We start from the raw sequence: 14,761 nt of genomic DNA, 5'->3' as shown, positions 1-14,761 counted from the left end.
GTCTCATGTCTAAACGTGGTTTGGGTAAAGGGCTTGATGCTCTGCTTTCGACTAGTTCGCTAGCGCGTGAAAAACAGCAAAATGCGCTCCAGAGTCAACAGCTCTCATCTGAAGGTGAATTGACCGACTTAAGCATCAACAGTCTTAAGCCTGGCGTTTATCAACCACGCAAAGATATGTCACCTGAGGCACTAGAGGAGTTGGCAGCGTCGATTGAATCCCAAGGCATTATCCAGCCGATTGTCGTTCGTCAGGTTGAACACGACAAATTTGAGATTATCGCGGGTGAACGGCGCTGGCGTGCGGCGCGGAAAGCGGGTCTAAAACAAGTGCCTTGTGTGATCAAAAATGTGGAAGATCGCGCGGCGATCGCGATGGCATTGATCGAAAACATTCAACGCGAAGATCTCAACGTGATTGAAGAGGCGGTTGCGCTTGAGCGTTTGCAAACAGAATTCTCACTGACTCATCAGCAGGTCGCTGATGTGATAGGTAAGTCTCGAGCGGCTGTCAGCAACATATTACGTCTTAATCAGTTAGAAAATGACGTAAAAGGTTTGGTTTCAGACAATTTGCTCGATATGGGGCATGCTCGAGCACTGCTAGCTCTTGAGGGCGAACAACAAATCGAAGTTGCCCAACAAGTGGCCAAGAAGCAATTAACGGTTCGTCAAACGGAACAACTTGTAAAAAAATGTCTGCAACCGGCAGTTGAAGATAAAAATGCTCCTCAAGATGTGGAGATACAAGAATTGTCACAAAAATTGAGTGTAATGCTCGGGGGTAAAGTTGCTATTGTCCGAAACCCTAGCGGAAAGTCGAAAGTGACGATTAGTCTTGATGAGCCTCACAAATTAGAGCAACTGATTGCCAAGCTAGAGAGCTAAATGAGATAATTGATCTCAATCAATTATGTAAAAAACTATTTTTTGTGCGAAAGTTGTCGGTTTGTAAACAAAAATGTAACTTTTTGCGGGCTTTTAATTGCATTAAGGCACACTGACCGTATAATTTTTGCCAATTTCCCAGCACAGAGTGAAGTCGTGCAAAGTGGATATTACTAGAGGTACGAATACATGGTGGCTGCGTTAGCTAGACCAGGACGAGAGCTTGCTAAGCGATTGTTGTTGATCGAAATGGGCGCGGTTACGTTAGTGGCAGCAGGAATGGCGATTGCTGTAAATACTGAATGGGGAGTTTCAGCGCTAATTGGTGGTGGCATTTTTGTTATCGCTAATGCTGTATTTGCCTTGTGTGCTTTTCTCTTTGTAGGGGCTCGTGCTGCCAAAATGGTTGCTGCGTCTTTCTACACTGGGGAAGCACTAAAGATTCTCATCACAGTGGCACTCTTTTCCGTTGCTTACATGTATATGCAGGTGGAACTCGTTCCCCTGAAACTAACCTATTTGCTGGTACTTGGGATTAACATCTTTGCGCCAGCGCTATTCATTAACAACAAAAAATAGGATGAGTTATGGCTGCGCCAGGTGAAGCGCTAACAGCTTCCGGTTACATCACTCACCACCTTACTCACCTTTCAACTTACAAGTTGGGGTTAGTGGCGGAAGAGACGAGTTTCTGGAACATACACATCGATAGCCTGTTGTTTTCTTGGATCACTGGTTTAATGTTCTTAGGAGTGTTTTACAAAGTAGCTAAGAAGTCGACAGTAGGTGTGCCGGGTAAGCTTCAATGTTTTGTTGAAATGATCGTAGAATTTGTCGCGGAAAACGTCAAAGATACGTTCCATGGACGCAACCCATTGATTGCCCCTCTCGCACTGACTATCTTTTGTTGGGTATTTTTAATGAACTTGATGGACCTTGTGCCTATCGATTTCTTACCTTACCCAGCAGAGCATTGGCTAGGTATTCCTTATCTTAAGATAGTACCTTCTGCTGATGCGAACATCACCATGGGAATGGCAATAGGCGTATTCGCTCTGATGATTTTCTACAGCATCAAAGTGAAAGGTCTAGGTGGGTTTGCCAAAGAACTAGCATTACATCCATTTAATCACTGGACGATGATTCCGTTTAACCTACTGATTGAAGTGGTATCGCTACTAGCGAAACCTCTATCACTTGGTATGCGTCTATTCGGTAACATGTTCGCAGGTGAGGTTGTATTCATTCTTTGTGCGGCAATGCTACCATGGTTCCTTCAATGGATGGGTTCACTTCCGTGGGCGATTTTCCATATTCTGGTAATCACGATTCAGGCCTTCGTGTTTATGATGCTAACGATTGTTTATATGTCAATGGCACACGAAGACAGCGATCACTAATTTTTTAAACTCTTATTAGTCAAAAGTATATTTGGAGATAGTAATGGAAACTGTATTGAGCTTTTCAGCAATCGCAGTAGCAATCATCGTTGGTCTATGTGCAGTAGGTACTGCAATCGGCTTCGCAGTACTAGGTGGTAAATTCCTAGAAGGTGCTGCACGTCAACCAGAAATGGCACCAATGCTACAAGTTAAGATGTTCATCATCGCGGGTCTACTGGATGCGGTTCCAATGATCGGTATCGTAATCGCTCTACTATTTACTTTCGCAAACCCATTCGTTGGTCAACTAGCTGGTTAATCTTTGCTTTTCAAAGGCAAGCATCGGTTTGTCATTGATTAACACTAAGTCCAATAAAGAGGGGTAGCTGTTGTGAATATGAACGCAACTCTGCTAGGTCAAGCAATCTCGTTCGCACTATTTGTGTGGTTCTGCATGAAATATGTATGGCCGCCAATCATGAACGCTATTGAAGAACGTCAGAAAAAAATCGCTGATGGCCTTCAAGCGGCAGAACGAGCTGAGAAAGACTTGAATCTAGCTCAAGCTAATGCTTCTTCTCAAATGAAAGAAGCGAAGCGCACAGCAACTGAGGTCATTGAGCAAGCGAACAAGCGTAAGACTCAAATTCTAGACGAAGCTCGCGAGGAAGCTCAGGCAGAACGCCAGAAAATCCTTGCTCAAGCGGAAGCTGAAATTGAAGCTGAACGCAACCGTGCGCGCGATGAACTGCGCAAACAAGTTGCAACTCTGGCTTTAGCTGGTGCTGAGAAAATCCTTGAGCGTTCAATCGATAAAGATGCGCACAAAGATCTTCTCGACAACATTACTGCAAAACTTTAAGTCTGGGGGCGCACATGGCTGATATGACTACTATCGCACGCCCCTATGCTAAAGCAGCATTCGACTTTGCTGTTGAAAAAGACCAACTAGACCAATGGGGTCAAATGTTGTCTTTTGCAGCGGAAGTTGCCAATAACGAACAAATTCATGAGCTGTTAACCAGCTCAATGTCTGCAGACAAACTTGCAGAAGTATTTGTTGCGGTATGTGGCGAACAAGTTGATGAGTTCGGTCAAAACCTGATTAAGGTGATGGCTGAGAATGGTCGATTACAGGCCCTTCCTGATGTATGCGCTGAGTTCTTGTTACTTAAGCAAGAACACGAGAAAGAAATCACCGTTGAAGTTACTTCAGCAACAGAACTTTCTGACCAGCAAAAAGCAGACATCAGCAGCAAACTTGAAACGCGTCTTGAACGCAAAGTCCAGCTGAATTGCAGCGTAGATGAGGCCCTACTTGGTGGGGTTATTATTAGAGCCGGAGACTTAGTCATCGATAACTCAGCACGTGGCCGTTTAAGCCGCCTGAGCGATGCATTGCAGTCTTAATGGGGATTGGAGCATGCAACTTAATTCCACGGAAATTAGCGATCTAATCAAACAACGTATCGAATCTTTCGAAGTTGTTAGTGAAGCTCGCAACGAAGGTACTATCGTATCGGTAAGCGACGGTATCATTCGCATTCACGGCCTAGCGGACGTGATGCAAGGTGAAATGATTGAATTACCGGGTGGCCGTTATGCACTAGCACTTAACCTTGAGCGTGACTCGGTTGGTGCGGTTGTAATGGGTCCATATGCTGACCTTAAGGAAGGCATGAAAGTTACAGGTACTGGTCGTATTCTTGAAGTACCAGTTGGTCCTGAATTGCTTGGTCGTGTTGTAAACACGCTAGGTGAGCCAATTGATGGTAAAGGTCCAATCGAAGCGAAACTGTCTTCGCCTGTAGAAGTGATTGCACCAGGTGTAATCGATCGTAAGTCGGTTGATCAACCTGTTCAAACTGGTTACAAATCTGTTGACTCAATGATCCCAATTGGTCGTGGTCAGCGTGAGCTTGTAATCGGTGACCGTCAGACTGGTAAAACAGCAATGGCGATCGATGCAATCATCAACCAGAAAAACTCTGGTATTTTCTCAATCTACGTAGCTATCGGTCAGAAAGCATCGACTATCGCTAACGTAGTTCGCAAACTAGAAGAGCACGGCGCGCTAGCAAACACTATCGTTGTTGTTGCATCGGCTTCTGAATCTGCAGCGCTACAATACCTAGCGCCATACGCAGGTTGTGCGATGGGTGAATACTTCCGTGATCGCGGAGAAGACGCACTGATTGTTTATGATGATCTATCTAAGCAAGCGGTAGCTTACCGTCAGATCTCTCTACTACTAAAACGCCCACCAGGTCGTGAAGCATTCCCAGGTGACGTTTTCTACCTCCACTCACGTCTACTAGAGCGTGCAGCTCGTGTAAGCGAAGAGTACGTAGAAAAGTTCACTAACGGTGAAGTGAAAGGTAAGACAGGTTCTTTAACTGCACTGCCTATCATTGAAACTCAAGCTGGTGACGTTTCAGCATTCGTACCGACAAACGTAATCTCGATTACTGACGGTCAGATCTTCCTACAGACTGAGCTATTCAACGCGGGTGTTCGCCCAGCGGTTGACCCAGGTATCTCAGTATCTCGTGTTGGTGGTTCTGCACAGACGAAAATCATCAAGAAGCTATCAGGCGGTATCCGTACAGCACTAGCTCAGTACCGTGAACTTGCGGCATTCGCACAGTTCTCATCTGACCTTGATGAAGCGACAAAGAAACAGCTAGACCACGGTCAGAAAGTTACAGAACTAATGAAGCAGAAGCAGTACGCTCCTATGTCTGTATTTGACCAAGCGCTAGTAATCTTTGCGGCAGAGCGCGGCTACCTAGCAGATGTTGAACTAAGCAAACTGCTAGATTTCGAAGCGGCTCTACTATCGTTCGCTCGCGGTCAATACGCTGAATTTGCAGCTGAGATCGACAAGACGGGTGCATACAACGATGAAGTTGAAGCGCAGCTTAAGAAGCTGACTGACGACTTCGTAGCAACCCAAACTTGGTAATAGGTCGGTGGCAGTAATGCCACCAACTAATGGAGAGTAACGATGGCCGGCGCAAAAGAGATACGTAATAAAATCGGTAGTGTTAAAAGCACTCAGAAGATTACGAAAGCAATGGAAATGGTAGCAGCTTCAAAAATGCGTCGTTCTCAAGATGCAATGGAAGCTTCTCGTCCATACGCTGAAACAATACGTAAAGTGATCGGTCACGTAGCTAACGCGAGTCTAGAGTATCGTCATCCATACCTAGAAGAGCGTGAAGCTAAGCGTGTTGGTTACATCATCGTTTCTACAGACCGTGGCCTATGTGGCGGCTTGAACATTAACGTGTTCAAAAAAGCAGTCACAGACATGCAAAGCTGGAAAGAGAAAGGCGCTGAAATTGAACTGGCATTGATTGGTTCTAAAGCAACTGGCTTCTTTAACAACAGCGGTGCAAAAGTAGCGGCACAGGTTTCTGGTCTAGGTGATAAGCCTAGCCTTGAAGACCTAATCGGTTCTGTAAGCGTAATGCTGAAGAAATACGATGAAGGTGAGTTGGACCGTTTATACGTAGTTAGCAACAAGTTTGTGAACACTATGGTTCAACAACCAACGATCGATCAATTACTACCTTTGCCTAAATCGGACAGCGAAGAGATGCAGCGTACCCACCAGTGGGACTACATCTACGAGCCAGAACCAAAAGCGCTACTAGATACGCTTCTAGTGCGTTATGTGGAATCTCAAGTATACCAAGGTGTGGTTGAGAACCTTGCTTGTGAGCAAGCGGCTCGAATGATTGCAATGAAAGCTGCAACTGATAATGCGAGCAACTTGATTGATGATTTAGAACTTGTGTACAACAAAGCCCGTCAGGCTGCGATCACACAAGAGCTATCTGAAATCGTTTCAGGTGCGGCAGCGGTTTAAGCTTAGGTAAAACGAAACAGTTTAGAGGATTAACGATGGCTACAGGTAAGATCGTACAGATCATCGGTGCAGTAGTCGACGTAGAGTTCCCACAGAGTGAAGTACCAAGTGTATATGACGCTCTGAACGTAACAGAATCAAAAGAGCGTCTAGTTCTTGAGGTTCAGCAACAGCTAGGCGGTGGCGTAGTTCGTTGTATCGTAATGGGTAGCTCTGATGGTTTACGTCGTGGAGTTGAAGTAGTAAATACAGGCGCTCCAATTTCAGTACCAGTAGGTACTAAGACCCTAGGTCGTATCATGAACGTTCTAGGTGACGCAATTGACGAGTGTGGTGAAATCGGTGCGGAAGAGACTTACTCTATCCACCGTGAAGCACCAAGCTACGAAGAGCAATCAAACGAGATCGCTCTACTAGAGACTGGCGTTAAAGTAATCGACCTAGTTTGTCCATTCGCTAAGGGTGGTAAAATCGGTCTATTCGGTGGTGCTGGTGTAGGTAAGACCGTTAACATGATGGAACTTATCAACAACATCGCACTTCAGCACTCTGGTCTATCAGTATTTGCTGGTGTAGGTGAGCGTACTCGTGAAGGTAACGATTTCTACTTTGAAATGCAGGAAGCGGGCGTTGTAAACGTTGAAAATCCTGAAGAGTCTAAGGTAGCGATGGTTTACGGTCAGATGAACGAGCCACCAGGTAACCGTCTGCGTGTTGCACTGACTGGTCTAACAATGGCAGAGAAGTTCCGTGACGAAGGTCGTGACGTTCTACTGTTCGTTGATAACATCTACCGTTACACACTTGCAGGTACAGAGGTATCAGCACTGCTAGGTCGTATGCCTTCAGCGGTAGGTTACCAGCCAACTCTTGCAGAAGAGATGGGTGTACTACAGGAGCGTATCACGTCAACGAAATCAGGTTCTATCACGTCTGTACAGGCGGTATACGTACCTGCGGATGACTTGACTGACCCGTCTCCAGCAACAACGTTCGCGCACTTGGATGCAACGGTTGTACTTAACCGTAACATCGCTGCAATGGGTCTATACCCTGCGATCGACCCACTAGATTCAACATCTCGTATGCTTGACCCTCTAGTTGTTGGTCAAGAGCACTACGACATTGCTCGTGGCGTTCAGCAGACACTTCAGCGCTACAAAGAGCTGAAAGACATCATTGCGATTCTAGGTATGGACGAGCTATCTGAAGAAGATAAGCAAGTTGTATCTCGTGCACGTAAGATTGAGCGTTTCCTAACTCAGCCTTACCACGTAGCGGAAGTATTTACTGGCGACCCAGGTGTTTACGTACCTCTAAAAGAGACTCTACGTGGCTTTAAAGGTCTACTAGCTGGTGATTACGATGACATTCCAGAGCAAGCTTTCATGTACTGTGGTGCAATTGAAGATGCTATCGAGAATGCGAAGAAGCTATAAGGCTAACTAGGAGGCGATATGGCAGCAATAACCTTTCACCTAGACGTAGTAAGCGCTGAGAAGAAAATCTTCTCTGGTCGTGTTGAAACGTTTCAGGTGACCGGTAGCGAAGGTGAACTTGGTATCTTCCATGGACACACTCCGCTGCTAACCGCTATCACGCCTGGGATGGTGCGACTTGTTAAGCAGCACGGCCACGAGGAATTTATTTATGTTTCTGGTGGTATGGTAGAAGTTCAACCTGGTACAGCGACTGTACTGGCTGATACAGCTATCCGTGGTGAAGAACTGGACGCAGCTAAGGCTGAAGAAGCTAAGCGTTGTGCTCAAGAAGCAATTCAAAACCAGCACGGTGATATGGACTTCGCTCAAGCGGCTAGTGAACTGGCTAAAGCCATTGCTCAGCTACGAGTAATCGAGCTGACGAAACAGCGTCGTTAAGCCACGGTGTTGTTTTAAAAGTGATAAAGGCGGTCAATTGACCGCCTTTTTGCTTATTTTTTATTAGAAATTTTTCCTGATCAATTAACTAATTAACGATTAGTGTCTAAAATACCTCTCAATTTTAATACAACGTCATACAGGTCCATTCATGAAATTTAGCGCGGTGATTCTCGCAGCGGGTAAAGGTACTCGCATGTACTCTAACAAGCCTAAGGTGCTCCATACGTTGGCAGGTAAACCTATGGTCAAACATGTGATTGATACTTGTAATAGCCTCGGAGCGCAGAATATTCATTTGGTTTATGGTCACGGTGGTGATCAAATGCAAACAGAACTCGCGCAAGAGAATGTGAACTGGGTACTTCAGGCGGATCAATTGGGTACAGGTCATGCAGTGGATCAAGCTTCTCCTCAGTTTGAAGATGACGAAAAGATCCTCGTGCTTTACGGTGATGTACCACTGATCTCGGAAGAAACGATCGAAGGTTTGTTGGATGCGCAGCCTACAGGTGGTATTGCACTGCTGACTGTCGTCCTTGATAACCCAATGGGCTATGGTCGTATCGTTCGTCGCAATGGTCCTGTTGTTGCTATCGTCGAGCAAAAAGATGCAACCGATGAACAGAAGTTGATCAAAGAAATTAATACTGGCGTCATGGTAGCAACTGGCGGCGATCTTAAGCGCTGGCTATCGGGTCTTAATAATGAAAATGCACAGGGTGAATACTACCTAACGGATGTCATTGCGGCTGCACACGACGAAGGTCGAGCGGTAGAGGCGGTACACCCTGTTAACCCAATCGAAGTTGAGGGTGTGAACGACCGAGCTCAGTTGGCTCGACTTGAGCGCGCATTTCAGTCAATGCAGGCAAAAAAACTGCTTGAGCAAGGGGTAATGTTGCGCGACCCAGCACGTTTTGATCTACGTGGTGAGCTTCAATGTGGTATGGATTGTGAAATTGATGCCAACGTTATCATCGAAGGTAACGTATCTCTGGGTGACAATGTCGTAATCGGCACGGGTTGTGTTTTGAAAGATTGTGAAATCGACGACAACACGGTTATTCGCCCATACAGTGTAATCGAAGGTGCTACTGTTGGCGAAGAATGTACAGTGGGGCCATTCACTCGCCTGCGTCCAGGTGCTGAGATGCGTAACGATTCTCACGTCGGTAACTTCGTTGAAGTGAAGAATGCACGTATTGGTGAAGGCTCTAAAGCTAATCACTTAACTTACTTAGGTGATGCAGAGATCGGCCAGCGTACAAATATCGGCGCAGGTACTATTACGTGCAACTACGACGGTGCAAACAAGTTTAAGACTATGATCGGTAACGATGTGTTTGTTGGCTCTGACAGCCAGCTTGTTGCGCCAGTGACTATTGCTGATGGCGCAACGATTGGGGCAGGCACGACGCTGACCAAAGATGTCGCTGAGGGTGAACTAGTCATCACTCGTGCGAAAGAGCGTAAGATTACCGGTTGGCAGCGTCCTGTAAAAAAGAAGTAAGCACTAACAAGCTTTAAGTCATTTTTTCTAAGCCGCTCTTTATGAGCGGCTTTATTATTGAGGGTTAATGGCTTGGAATAGCGATACGTTTCTCTAGCCAGCGCACGGCTTGAGAAACCAGCAAAATCAACACTAAGTACTCGAGAACTAAGAAGGTGTAAATTTCTAGAGGTAAGTACTCATTAACCACTAGTTCATTGGCTCGTCTTGTTAGGTCACTCAAACCAATCACACTCACCAAAGAGCTCATCTTAAGGATATAAACAAACTGGTTGCCAAGCGGCGGTAAGATTTGCCTAAACGCTTGGGGTAGAATCACCAAGCGCATCTTCTGCCAATAACTTAGCCCCAACGATTCCGCTGCTTCATGCTGACCACGACTTATCGCTTGGATCCCTCCCCGAAAGACTTCGGCCATAAAAGCACTTTCGGCGACGGTTAGAGCAATCACCCCTGCCCAGAAGTGATCCAAAGACACATCCAGCAACGTTGGCATTCCATAATAGACCCACAGCAATAGTACTAAGACGGGTATCGAACGAATGATCTCCACATAGAGGCGATTTATCCCCTTTAGGATAGGTGAGTTGGAAAGTGCAGGGAGTGCGACGAGCAAACCGATGGTCATGGCAAACAACATGCTAAGAAGAGAAACTTGAATCGTGTCGTTGAACCCAGCAATCAGAAAGCGGATGTTAGTGAGTCCTTGCTCGGTTGAAGGATCCAGCACATACCAACCCCACTGATAATCCGAGCAACCAGTCAGTAAAAATGGGAAAAATAGCCACAGAGTTCGATTGTTCAATCTTCATTTCCTAACTTGACTAATAAATGCCGCTTGTTACTGCTATGTTATCAAGAGTGTTTTTAGAAATCTCGAATCAAAATAAATATATAAGGAAATAAAATGAGAAAGCTAATTTTTGCTGTTGGTCTTTGGTTACTCGCGCTTACTCAGTTGGCTTATGCGGATAGCCGATTACACGAAATACTAGAGAATGGTGTGTTACGTGTTGGCACCACTGGAGACTGGAATCCAATGACAATGAAAGATCCCGCGACGAACAGTTACCGTGGGTTCGATATTGATGTGACCACAGAGTTAGCAAAAGATTTGGGTGTTGAGGTGGAGTTTGTCGCTACCGATTGGAAAACACTCGTGAATGGGATTACTGCGAACAAATATGACATCACCGGCAGTGCGTCGTTAAATATGTCACGAGCGAAGGTAGCGGGTTATAGCCAACCATATTTCTACCTCGCGTTTGTACCTGTGGTGCAAAAGAAAGATTTGGCGAAATTCTCTGACTGGGCTGATTTCGATAAGCCGGATGTAAAAGTGGCTGCAACGCTTGGTACTGTACAAGAAAAAATGGTCAAAGACTTCTTCCCATCTGCGCAACACATTGTGATTGAAGCGCCTGCTCGTGATTTCCAAGAACTGCTTGCCCGCAGAGCTGATGTTTCCGTTACCTCAAATGTAGAAGCCGCAACGCTGGTGGAAAAGTTTAAGCAGTTGGCTATTGTACCGGTGAAAGAACCACGCAAACCAACGCCAATTGCCATGTTGTTACCGCAAGATGACCAAGTATGGATCAACTACATTAACCACTGGGTTGAACTGAAAAAAACGCAAGGCTTCTTCAAGCAAACCGCCGAAAAGTGGGGCTTAAAGAGTATGTAACGTCTCTAATTGAGATAGAGAGCCGCACAACAGCGGCTCTTACGATTAAAAATTAGAGTTCCTCTTCACTCACGACGCGAGCATTATCAGGCGTTGTGAAGTGCTGAGAGAGTTCTCGATTTGACACGATATAACCCACCCATAGTCCACCCATACAGATGATGATTGCAACGCCTGTGACCATCTGAGCTTGGCTTGCCATCGCGGCAACAAGTGCACTTGAAAGGCTGCTCACGGTAATTTGTAGGCTGTTTTGCAGACCAGCAGCCGTCGCTGGGCTTTGCTTCGCACTTGCTAATGCACGGTTTACCACGATTGGGTACAGCGCACCATTCGCTACCGCAATCAAGCAGAAAGGCGCTAGGATTGGCCAGATTGATGTTAGTTGCCACTGTGAAGCGAGGAAAATAAGCAGAGCAGCAACGCTGAACAGACCTATCAGTTGGCGCAGCACTTTCTCATCACCAAACTTGCGTACGCCCACTTTACCCAAGTAACCACCTAGCATGAAGGCGATGGTTTGTGGGATAAAACTTAAACCAATGTCCTTCGCTTCGTAGCCCAGTTGCGCCATGATTTCTGGCATTCCGGTCAGGTAAGCAAAGAACGCCGCAGAGGCGGTGGCGAACATCAACACGTTACCGAGGTACGTTTTAGAGCCGAGTAGAGCCTTAATGTCTGACGATATGCTGGTTTGCTTTGACTCTACTTCTTCATTGTTTTGTGCCATCGTCGCTATAACTAGCATGATGCCCATTAGCGTGAGCGCAATAAAAATACTGCTCCAGCCAAAATTATCGGCGAGAAGCACGCCTAATTGTGGGGCTAATGCGGGGGATAATGCGACTAATGGCATGATGGTAGCAAAAATTTGTTGGCTACTGCTCGAGTAACGCTTAATGACCATCGCTTGCCAGATTACAGCTGGCGCGCACACACCGATCGCTTGGACAAAGCGCAATGTGAGAAGTTGCCACACTTGGTCACTGTAAGCCAAGCCAAATGAAGCAACGGTGAATAGTGTTAGACCCGCCGCCAGAGTATTTCTATGACCAAATTTATCCGAAGCTAGGCCCCATAAGAGTTGGCCAAGTGCCATACCCACTAAGAATACGGTCAGAGATAGGGCGATTTGCTCTGGTCCTGTAGCAAAATCTATCTCCATCGCTTTAAATGCAGGCAAATACATATCAGTAGCAATGAAGCCGAGCATAGATAAAAGAGCTAAGTAAAAAAGTTGTAATTTTGAAATATTCATCATTTTTCCATTCAAAATAATTGATAGATATTTATCAGTCGGCGCCAACATTTTTATTAACTTGAGTAGTCTATTCTTCACTTTTAATAAAATGAAACGCTAAAATTTGCAGTTATCAATCAAAAAAATTGAAAGGTAGTTATGAGTGCTTTTTCCCAATCGTCCCTAGAGCTGGTGGACACCGTTGCGCGGCTAGAGAGTTTTACCGCTGCCGCTGAGGTATTACATAAAGTACCTTCTGCCATCAGTTATAGCATTCGGCAAATAGAACAAGAGTTGGATGTGGTTTTGTTTAAACGACTGCCAAGAAAGGTAGAGCTGACTCCTGCGGGAGAGCTTTTCCTTACTCAAGCTAGAACGATGCTTAGGCAGATGGAAGAGGTAAAAGCCCAGACTCGACGGGTAGCTCAAGGGTGGAAGAAAACGCTTAAGTTGACGTTGGATAATGTGGTTAAGCTGGAGCGGCTCAAGCCTCTTATTGAAGATTTCTATCAAACGTTTCCCAATGCGGAGCTGCAGATCAATATGGAAGTGTTCAATGGCTCGTGGGAGGCTATTTCACAGGGGCGTGCCGATATTGTTGTTGGCGCGACATCGGCCATTCCTGTCGGTGGAGACTTTGAAGTTAAAGCCATGGGTCTCTTGGATTGGGCATTTGTAATGTCATCAAGCCATGCCTGTGTTAAACAGCAGCACCTAACAGAAGAGTTTGTCAGCCAATTCCCTGCAATTTGTTTAGATGATACCTCGAGTGTACTACCAAAGCGTCACACCGTTCATTATCCAAAGCAACGTCGATTGTTATTGCCGAACTGGTATAGCGCTATTGAATGCTTAAAGCATGGTGTCGGGGTGGGTTATATGCCACGCCATATCGCGCAGCCGTTGATCACTGAAGGCGTTTTGGTCGAGAAAATTCTTCCTGAAGATAAGCCGTTGAGTCACTGTTGCCTAGTTTGGCGTAAAGATGAAAACCACAAAATGATTCAATGGATGGTTGATTATTTGGGGCCGAGTGATCAGCTCTATCAAGATTGGTTACAAGCGTAATGAAAAAGCGCCAGTGTGGACTGGCGCTTTGATTACAAAAATATATAGCTTAGCTTACTAAGGGCGCTCAAATACGGTCGCAATACCCTGACCTAAACCAATGCACATGGTTGCCAGGCCGTATTTCGCGTCTTTGGCTTCCATCAGGTTGATTAACGTTGTTGAGATACGTGATCCAGAACAACCAAGCGGGTGACCCAATGCAATTGCACCACCGTTAAGGTTGACCTTCTCATCCATCACATCAAGTAGCCCCAAGTCTTTAGCACATGGTAGAGATTGCGCAGCAAATGCTTCGTTTAGCTCAACCACATCCATGTCTTCAATTGAAAGACCAGCACGCTTGAGCGCTTTTTGCGTGGCAGGTACAGGACCGTAACCCATAATAGAAGGATCGCAGCCCGCAATGGCCATACCTTTAATGCGTGCGCGAATCTTCAAACCAAGTTCATTGGCTTTCTCTTCGCTCATGATCAACATCGCTGATGCACCATCAGACAGCGCTGATGATGTGCCAGCTGTTACTGTACCGTTTGCTGGGTCGAAAACAGGACGAAGTTGAGATAGACCTTTAACGGATGTTTCAGGGCGAATCACTTCATCGTAATCCAGAGTGAACAGCGTGCCGTCAGCCGCATGACCTTCAATTGGCAGGATTTCGTTTTTAAAACGACCCTCTACGGTTGCAGCATGTGCACGAGCATGAGAACGTGCAGCAAACTTGTCTTGTTGCTCACGGCTAATGCCATGCAGCTTACCAAGCATTTCTGCTGTTAAGCCCATCATGCCTGCTGCTTTTGCAACTGTCTTGGACATGCCAGGGTGGAAGTCCACGCCGTGGTTCATTGGTACGTGTCCCATGTGCTCAACACCACCAATTAGGCAGATTTCAGCGTCACCCGTCATGATGGCACGTGTACCGTCGTGAAGCGCTTGCATTGATGAACCACACAGGCGGTTCACCGTCACGGCGCCAATCTCAATTGGTAGGCCAGCAAGTAGCGCCGCATTACGTGCCACGTTAAAGCCTTGTTCTAGGGTTTGTTGTACACAGCCCCAGTAGATATCTTCAATCTCGCTTGGGTTTACCTGTGGGTTACGCGCAAGAATGCCCTTCATCAGGCGCGCAGATAGATCTTCTGCTCGAGTATGACGGAAAGCACCACCTTTAGAGCGACCCATTGGAGTACGTAGACAATCGACTACGACAACATTTCTTGTTTGATTAGTCAT

General features: G+C 46.0%; 16 protein-coding genes. 13 read left to right on the top strand and 3 right to left on the bottom strand.

From position 1 onward, the window contains the following. The first annotated feature begins 5 nt into the window (after positions 1-5). The 11 genes from U9J37_RS11415 to glmU all read left to right on the top strand — a co-directional run bounded on the left by U9J37_RS11415 (position 6) and on the right by glmU (position 9,536). Positions 6-887, top strand: a complete 882-nt coding sequence (locus tag U9J37_RS11415) for a ParB/RepB/Spo0J family partition protein (protein WP_005476204.1) — start codon at positions 6-8, stop codon at positions 885-887. 189 nt (positions 888-1,076) lie between these two features. Then, the gene (locus U9J37_RS11410) at positions 1,077-1,466 is read left to right on the top strand and encodes a F0F1 ATP synthase subunit I (RefSeq protein ID WP_005476182.1); all 390 of its coding nucleotides are present in this window, start codon (positions 1,077-1,079) and stop codon (positions 1,464-1,466) included. Positions 1,467-1,474: 8 nt separating this feature from the next. Further along, positions 1,475-2,287, top strand: a complete 813-nt coding sequence (atpB, locus tag U9J37_RS11405) for a F0F1 ATP synthase subunit A (RefSeq protein WP_005476192.1) — start codon at positions 1,475-1,477, stop codon at positions 2,285-2,287. Positions 2,288-2,330: 43 nt separating this feature from the next. Continuing rightward, positions 2,331-2,588 carry a F0F1 ATP synthase subunit C gene (atpE, locus tag U9J37_RS11400; RefSeq protein WP_000450922.1) on the top strand — a complete coding sequence of 86 codons (258 nt, stop codon included), beginning with the start codon at positions 2,331-2,333 and terminating at the stop codon, positions 2,586-2,588. 72 nt (positions 2,589-2,660) lie between these two features. Further along, the gene (atpF, locus tag U9J37_RS11395) at positions 2,661-3,131 is read left to right on the top strand and encodes a F0F1 ATP synthase subunit B (protein WP_043887446.1); all 471 of its coding nucleotides are present in this window, start codon (positions 2,661-2,663) and stop codon (positions 3,129-3,131) included. Between the two features lie 14 nt (positions 3,132-3,145). After that, on the top strand, positions 3,146-3,679 hold the full coding sequence (gene atpH, locus U9J37_RS11390) for a F0F1 ATP synthase subunit delta (RefSeq protein ID WP_005476190.1): 534 nt from the start codon (positions 3,146-3,148) through the stop codon (positions 3,677-3,679). Positions 3,680-3,692: 13 nt separating this feature from the next. Further along, entirely contained in the window at positions 3,693-5,234 is a 1,542-nt protein-coding gene (gene atpA / locus U9J37_RS11385) for a F0F1 ATP synthase subunit alpha (RefSeq protein WP_005476202.1), read from the top strand. A gap of 42 nt (positions 5,235-5,276) precedes the next feature. Then, positions 5,277-6,143: a F0F1 ATP synthase subunit gamma gene (gene atpG, locus U9J37_RS11380; RefSeq protein WP_005476185.1), complete on the top strand. Its 867-nt coding sequence runs from the start codon at positions 5,277-5,279 to the stop codon at positions 6,141-6,143. Between the two features lie 35 nt (positions 6,144-6,178). Further along, positions 6,179-7,582, top strand: a complete 1,404-nt coding sequence (atpD, locus tag U9J37_RS11375) for a F0F1 ATP synthase subunit beta (RefSeq protein ID WP_005476194.1) — start codon at positions 6,179-6,181, stop codon at positions 7,580-7,582. An 18-nt stretch (positions 7,583-7,600) separates the two neighbouring features. Then, positions 7,601-8,023 carry a F0F1 ATP synthase subunit epsilon gene (locus U9J37_RS11370; protein ID WP_005476200.1) on the top strand — a complete coding sequence of 141 codons (423 nt, stop codon included), beginning with the start codon at positions 7,601-7,603 and terminating at the stop codon, positions 8,021-8,023. 151 nt (positions 8,024-8,174) lie between these two features. Then, positions 8,175-9,536 (top strand): bifunctional UDP-N-acetylglucosamine diphosphorylase/glucosamine-1-phosphate N-acetyltransferase GlmU, encoded by a 1,362-nt coding sequence (gene glmU, locus U9J37_RS11365; protein ID WP_005476183.1) that lies wholly within the window; start codon positions 8,175-8,177, stop codon positions 9,534-9,536. 64 nt (positions 9,537-9,600) lie between these two features. On the opposite strand, the gene U9J37_RS11360 is transcribed toward glmU, so the two are convergent. Continuing rightward, entirely contained in the window at positions 9,601-10,341 is a 741-nt protein-coding gene (locus tag U9J37_RS11360) for an amino acid ABC transporter permease (RefSeq protein ID WP_005476213.1), read from the bottom strand. A gap of 102 nt (positions 10,342-10,443) precedes the next feature. Here U9J37_RS11360 and U9J37_RS11355 point away from each other — a divergent pair, with 102 nt between their 5' ends. Beyond that, positions 10,444-11,220, top strand: a complete 777-nt coding sequence (locus U9J37_RS11355; RefSeq protein WP_005476211.1) for a transporter substrate-binding domain-containing protein — start codon at positions 10,444-10,446, stop codon at positions 11,218-11,220. Between the two features lie 52 nt (positions 11,221-11,272). On the opposite strand, the gene punC is transcribed toward U9J37_RS11355, so the two are convergent. After that, positions 11,273-12,478 (bottom strand): purine nucleoside transporter PunC, encoded by a 1,206-nt coding sequence (punC, locus tag U9J37_RS11350; protein ID WP_043887444.1) that lies wholly within the window; start codon positions 12,476-12,478, stop codon positions 11,273-11,275. 141 nt (positions 12,479-12,619) lie between these two features. Here punC and punR point away from each other — a divergent pair, with 141 nt between their 5' ends. Beyond that, positions 12,620-13,528, top strand: coding sequence for a DNA-binding transcriptional activator PunR (gene punR / locus U9J37_RS11345; RefSeq protein WP_005476188.1), 909 nt, complete (start codon positions 12,620-12,622; stop codon positions 13,526-13,528). A 57-nt stretch (positions 13,529-13,585) separates the two neighbouring features. Here punR and fadA read toward each other — a convergent pair whose 3' ends face one another. Next, the gene (gene fadA / locus U9J37_RS11340) at positions 13,586-14,761 is read right to left on the bottom strand and encodes an acetyl-CoA C-acyltransferase FadA (RefSeq protein WP_043887442.1); all 1,176 of its coding nucleotides are present in this window, start codon (positions 14,759-14,761) and stop codon (positions 13,586-13,588) included.

Origin of the sequence: Vibrio sp. 16, assembly GCF_963681195.1 — a bacterium.
GTDB classification, from domain to species: Bacteria; Pseudomonadota; Gammaproteobacteria; order Enterobacterales; family Vibrionaceae; genus Vibrio; species Vibrio sinaloensis_D.
This window is presented reverse-complemented; position numbering and strand designations above follow the sequence as displayed.

Coding starts and splice junctions, on each gene's coding strand:
- U9J37_RS11415 (WP_005476204.1), top strand. CDS start 6: ATGTCTAAACGTGGTTTGGGTAAAGGGCTTGATGCTCTGCTTTCGACT.
- U9J37_RS11410 (WP_005476182.1), top strand. CDS start 1,077: ATGGTGGCTGCGTTAGCTAGACCAGGACGAGAGCTTGCTAAGCGATTG.
- atpB (WP_005476192.1), top strand. CDS start 1,475: ATGGCTGCGCCAGGTGAAGCGCTAACAGCTTCCGGTTACATCACTCAC.
- atpE (WP_000450922.1), top strand. CDS start 2,331: ATGGAAACTGTATTGAGCTTTTCAGCAATCGCAGTAGCAATCATCGTT.
- atpH (WP_005476190.1), top strand. CDS start 3,146: ATGGCTGATATGACTACTATCGCACGCCCCTATGCTAAAGCAGCATTC.
- atpA (WP_005476202.1), top strand. CDS start 3,693: ATGCAACTTAATTCCACGGAAATTAGCGATCTAATCAAACAACGTATC.
- atpG (WP_005476185.1), top strand. CDS start 5,277: ATGGCCGGCGCAAAAGAGATACGTAATAAAATCGGTAGTGTTAAAAGC.
- atpD (WP_005476194.1), top strand. CDS start 6,179: ATGGCTACAGGTAAGATCGTACAGATCATCGGTGCAGTAGTCGACGTA.
- U9J37_RS11370 (WP_005476200.1), top strand. CDS start 7,601: ATGGCAGCAATAACCTTTCACCTAGACGTAGTAAGCGCTGAGAAGAAA.
- glmU (WP_005476183.1), top strand. CDS start 8,175: ATGAAATTTAGCGCGGTGATTCTCGCAGCGGGTAAAGGTACTCGCATG.
- U9J37_RS11355 (WP_005476211.1), top strand. CDS start 10,444: ATGAGAAAGCTAATTTTTGCTGTTGGTCTTTGGTTACTCGCGCTTACT.
- punC (WP_043887444.1), bottom strand. CDS start 12,478: ATGAATATTTCAAAATTACAACTTTTTTACTTAGCTCTTTTATCTATG.
- punR (WP_005476188.1), top strand. CDS start 12,620: ATGAGTGCTTTTTCCCAATCGTCCCTAGAGCTGGTGGACACCGTTGCG.
- fadA (WP_043887442.1), bottom strand. CDS start 14,761: ATGACTAATCAAACAAGAAATGTTGTCGTAGTCGATTGTCTACGTACT.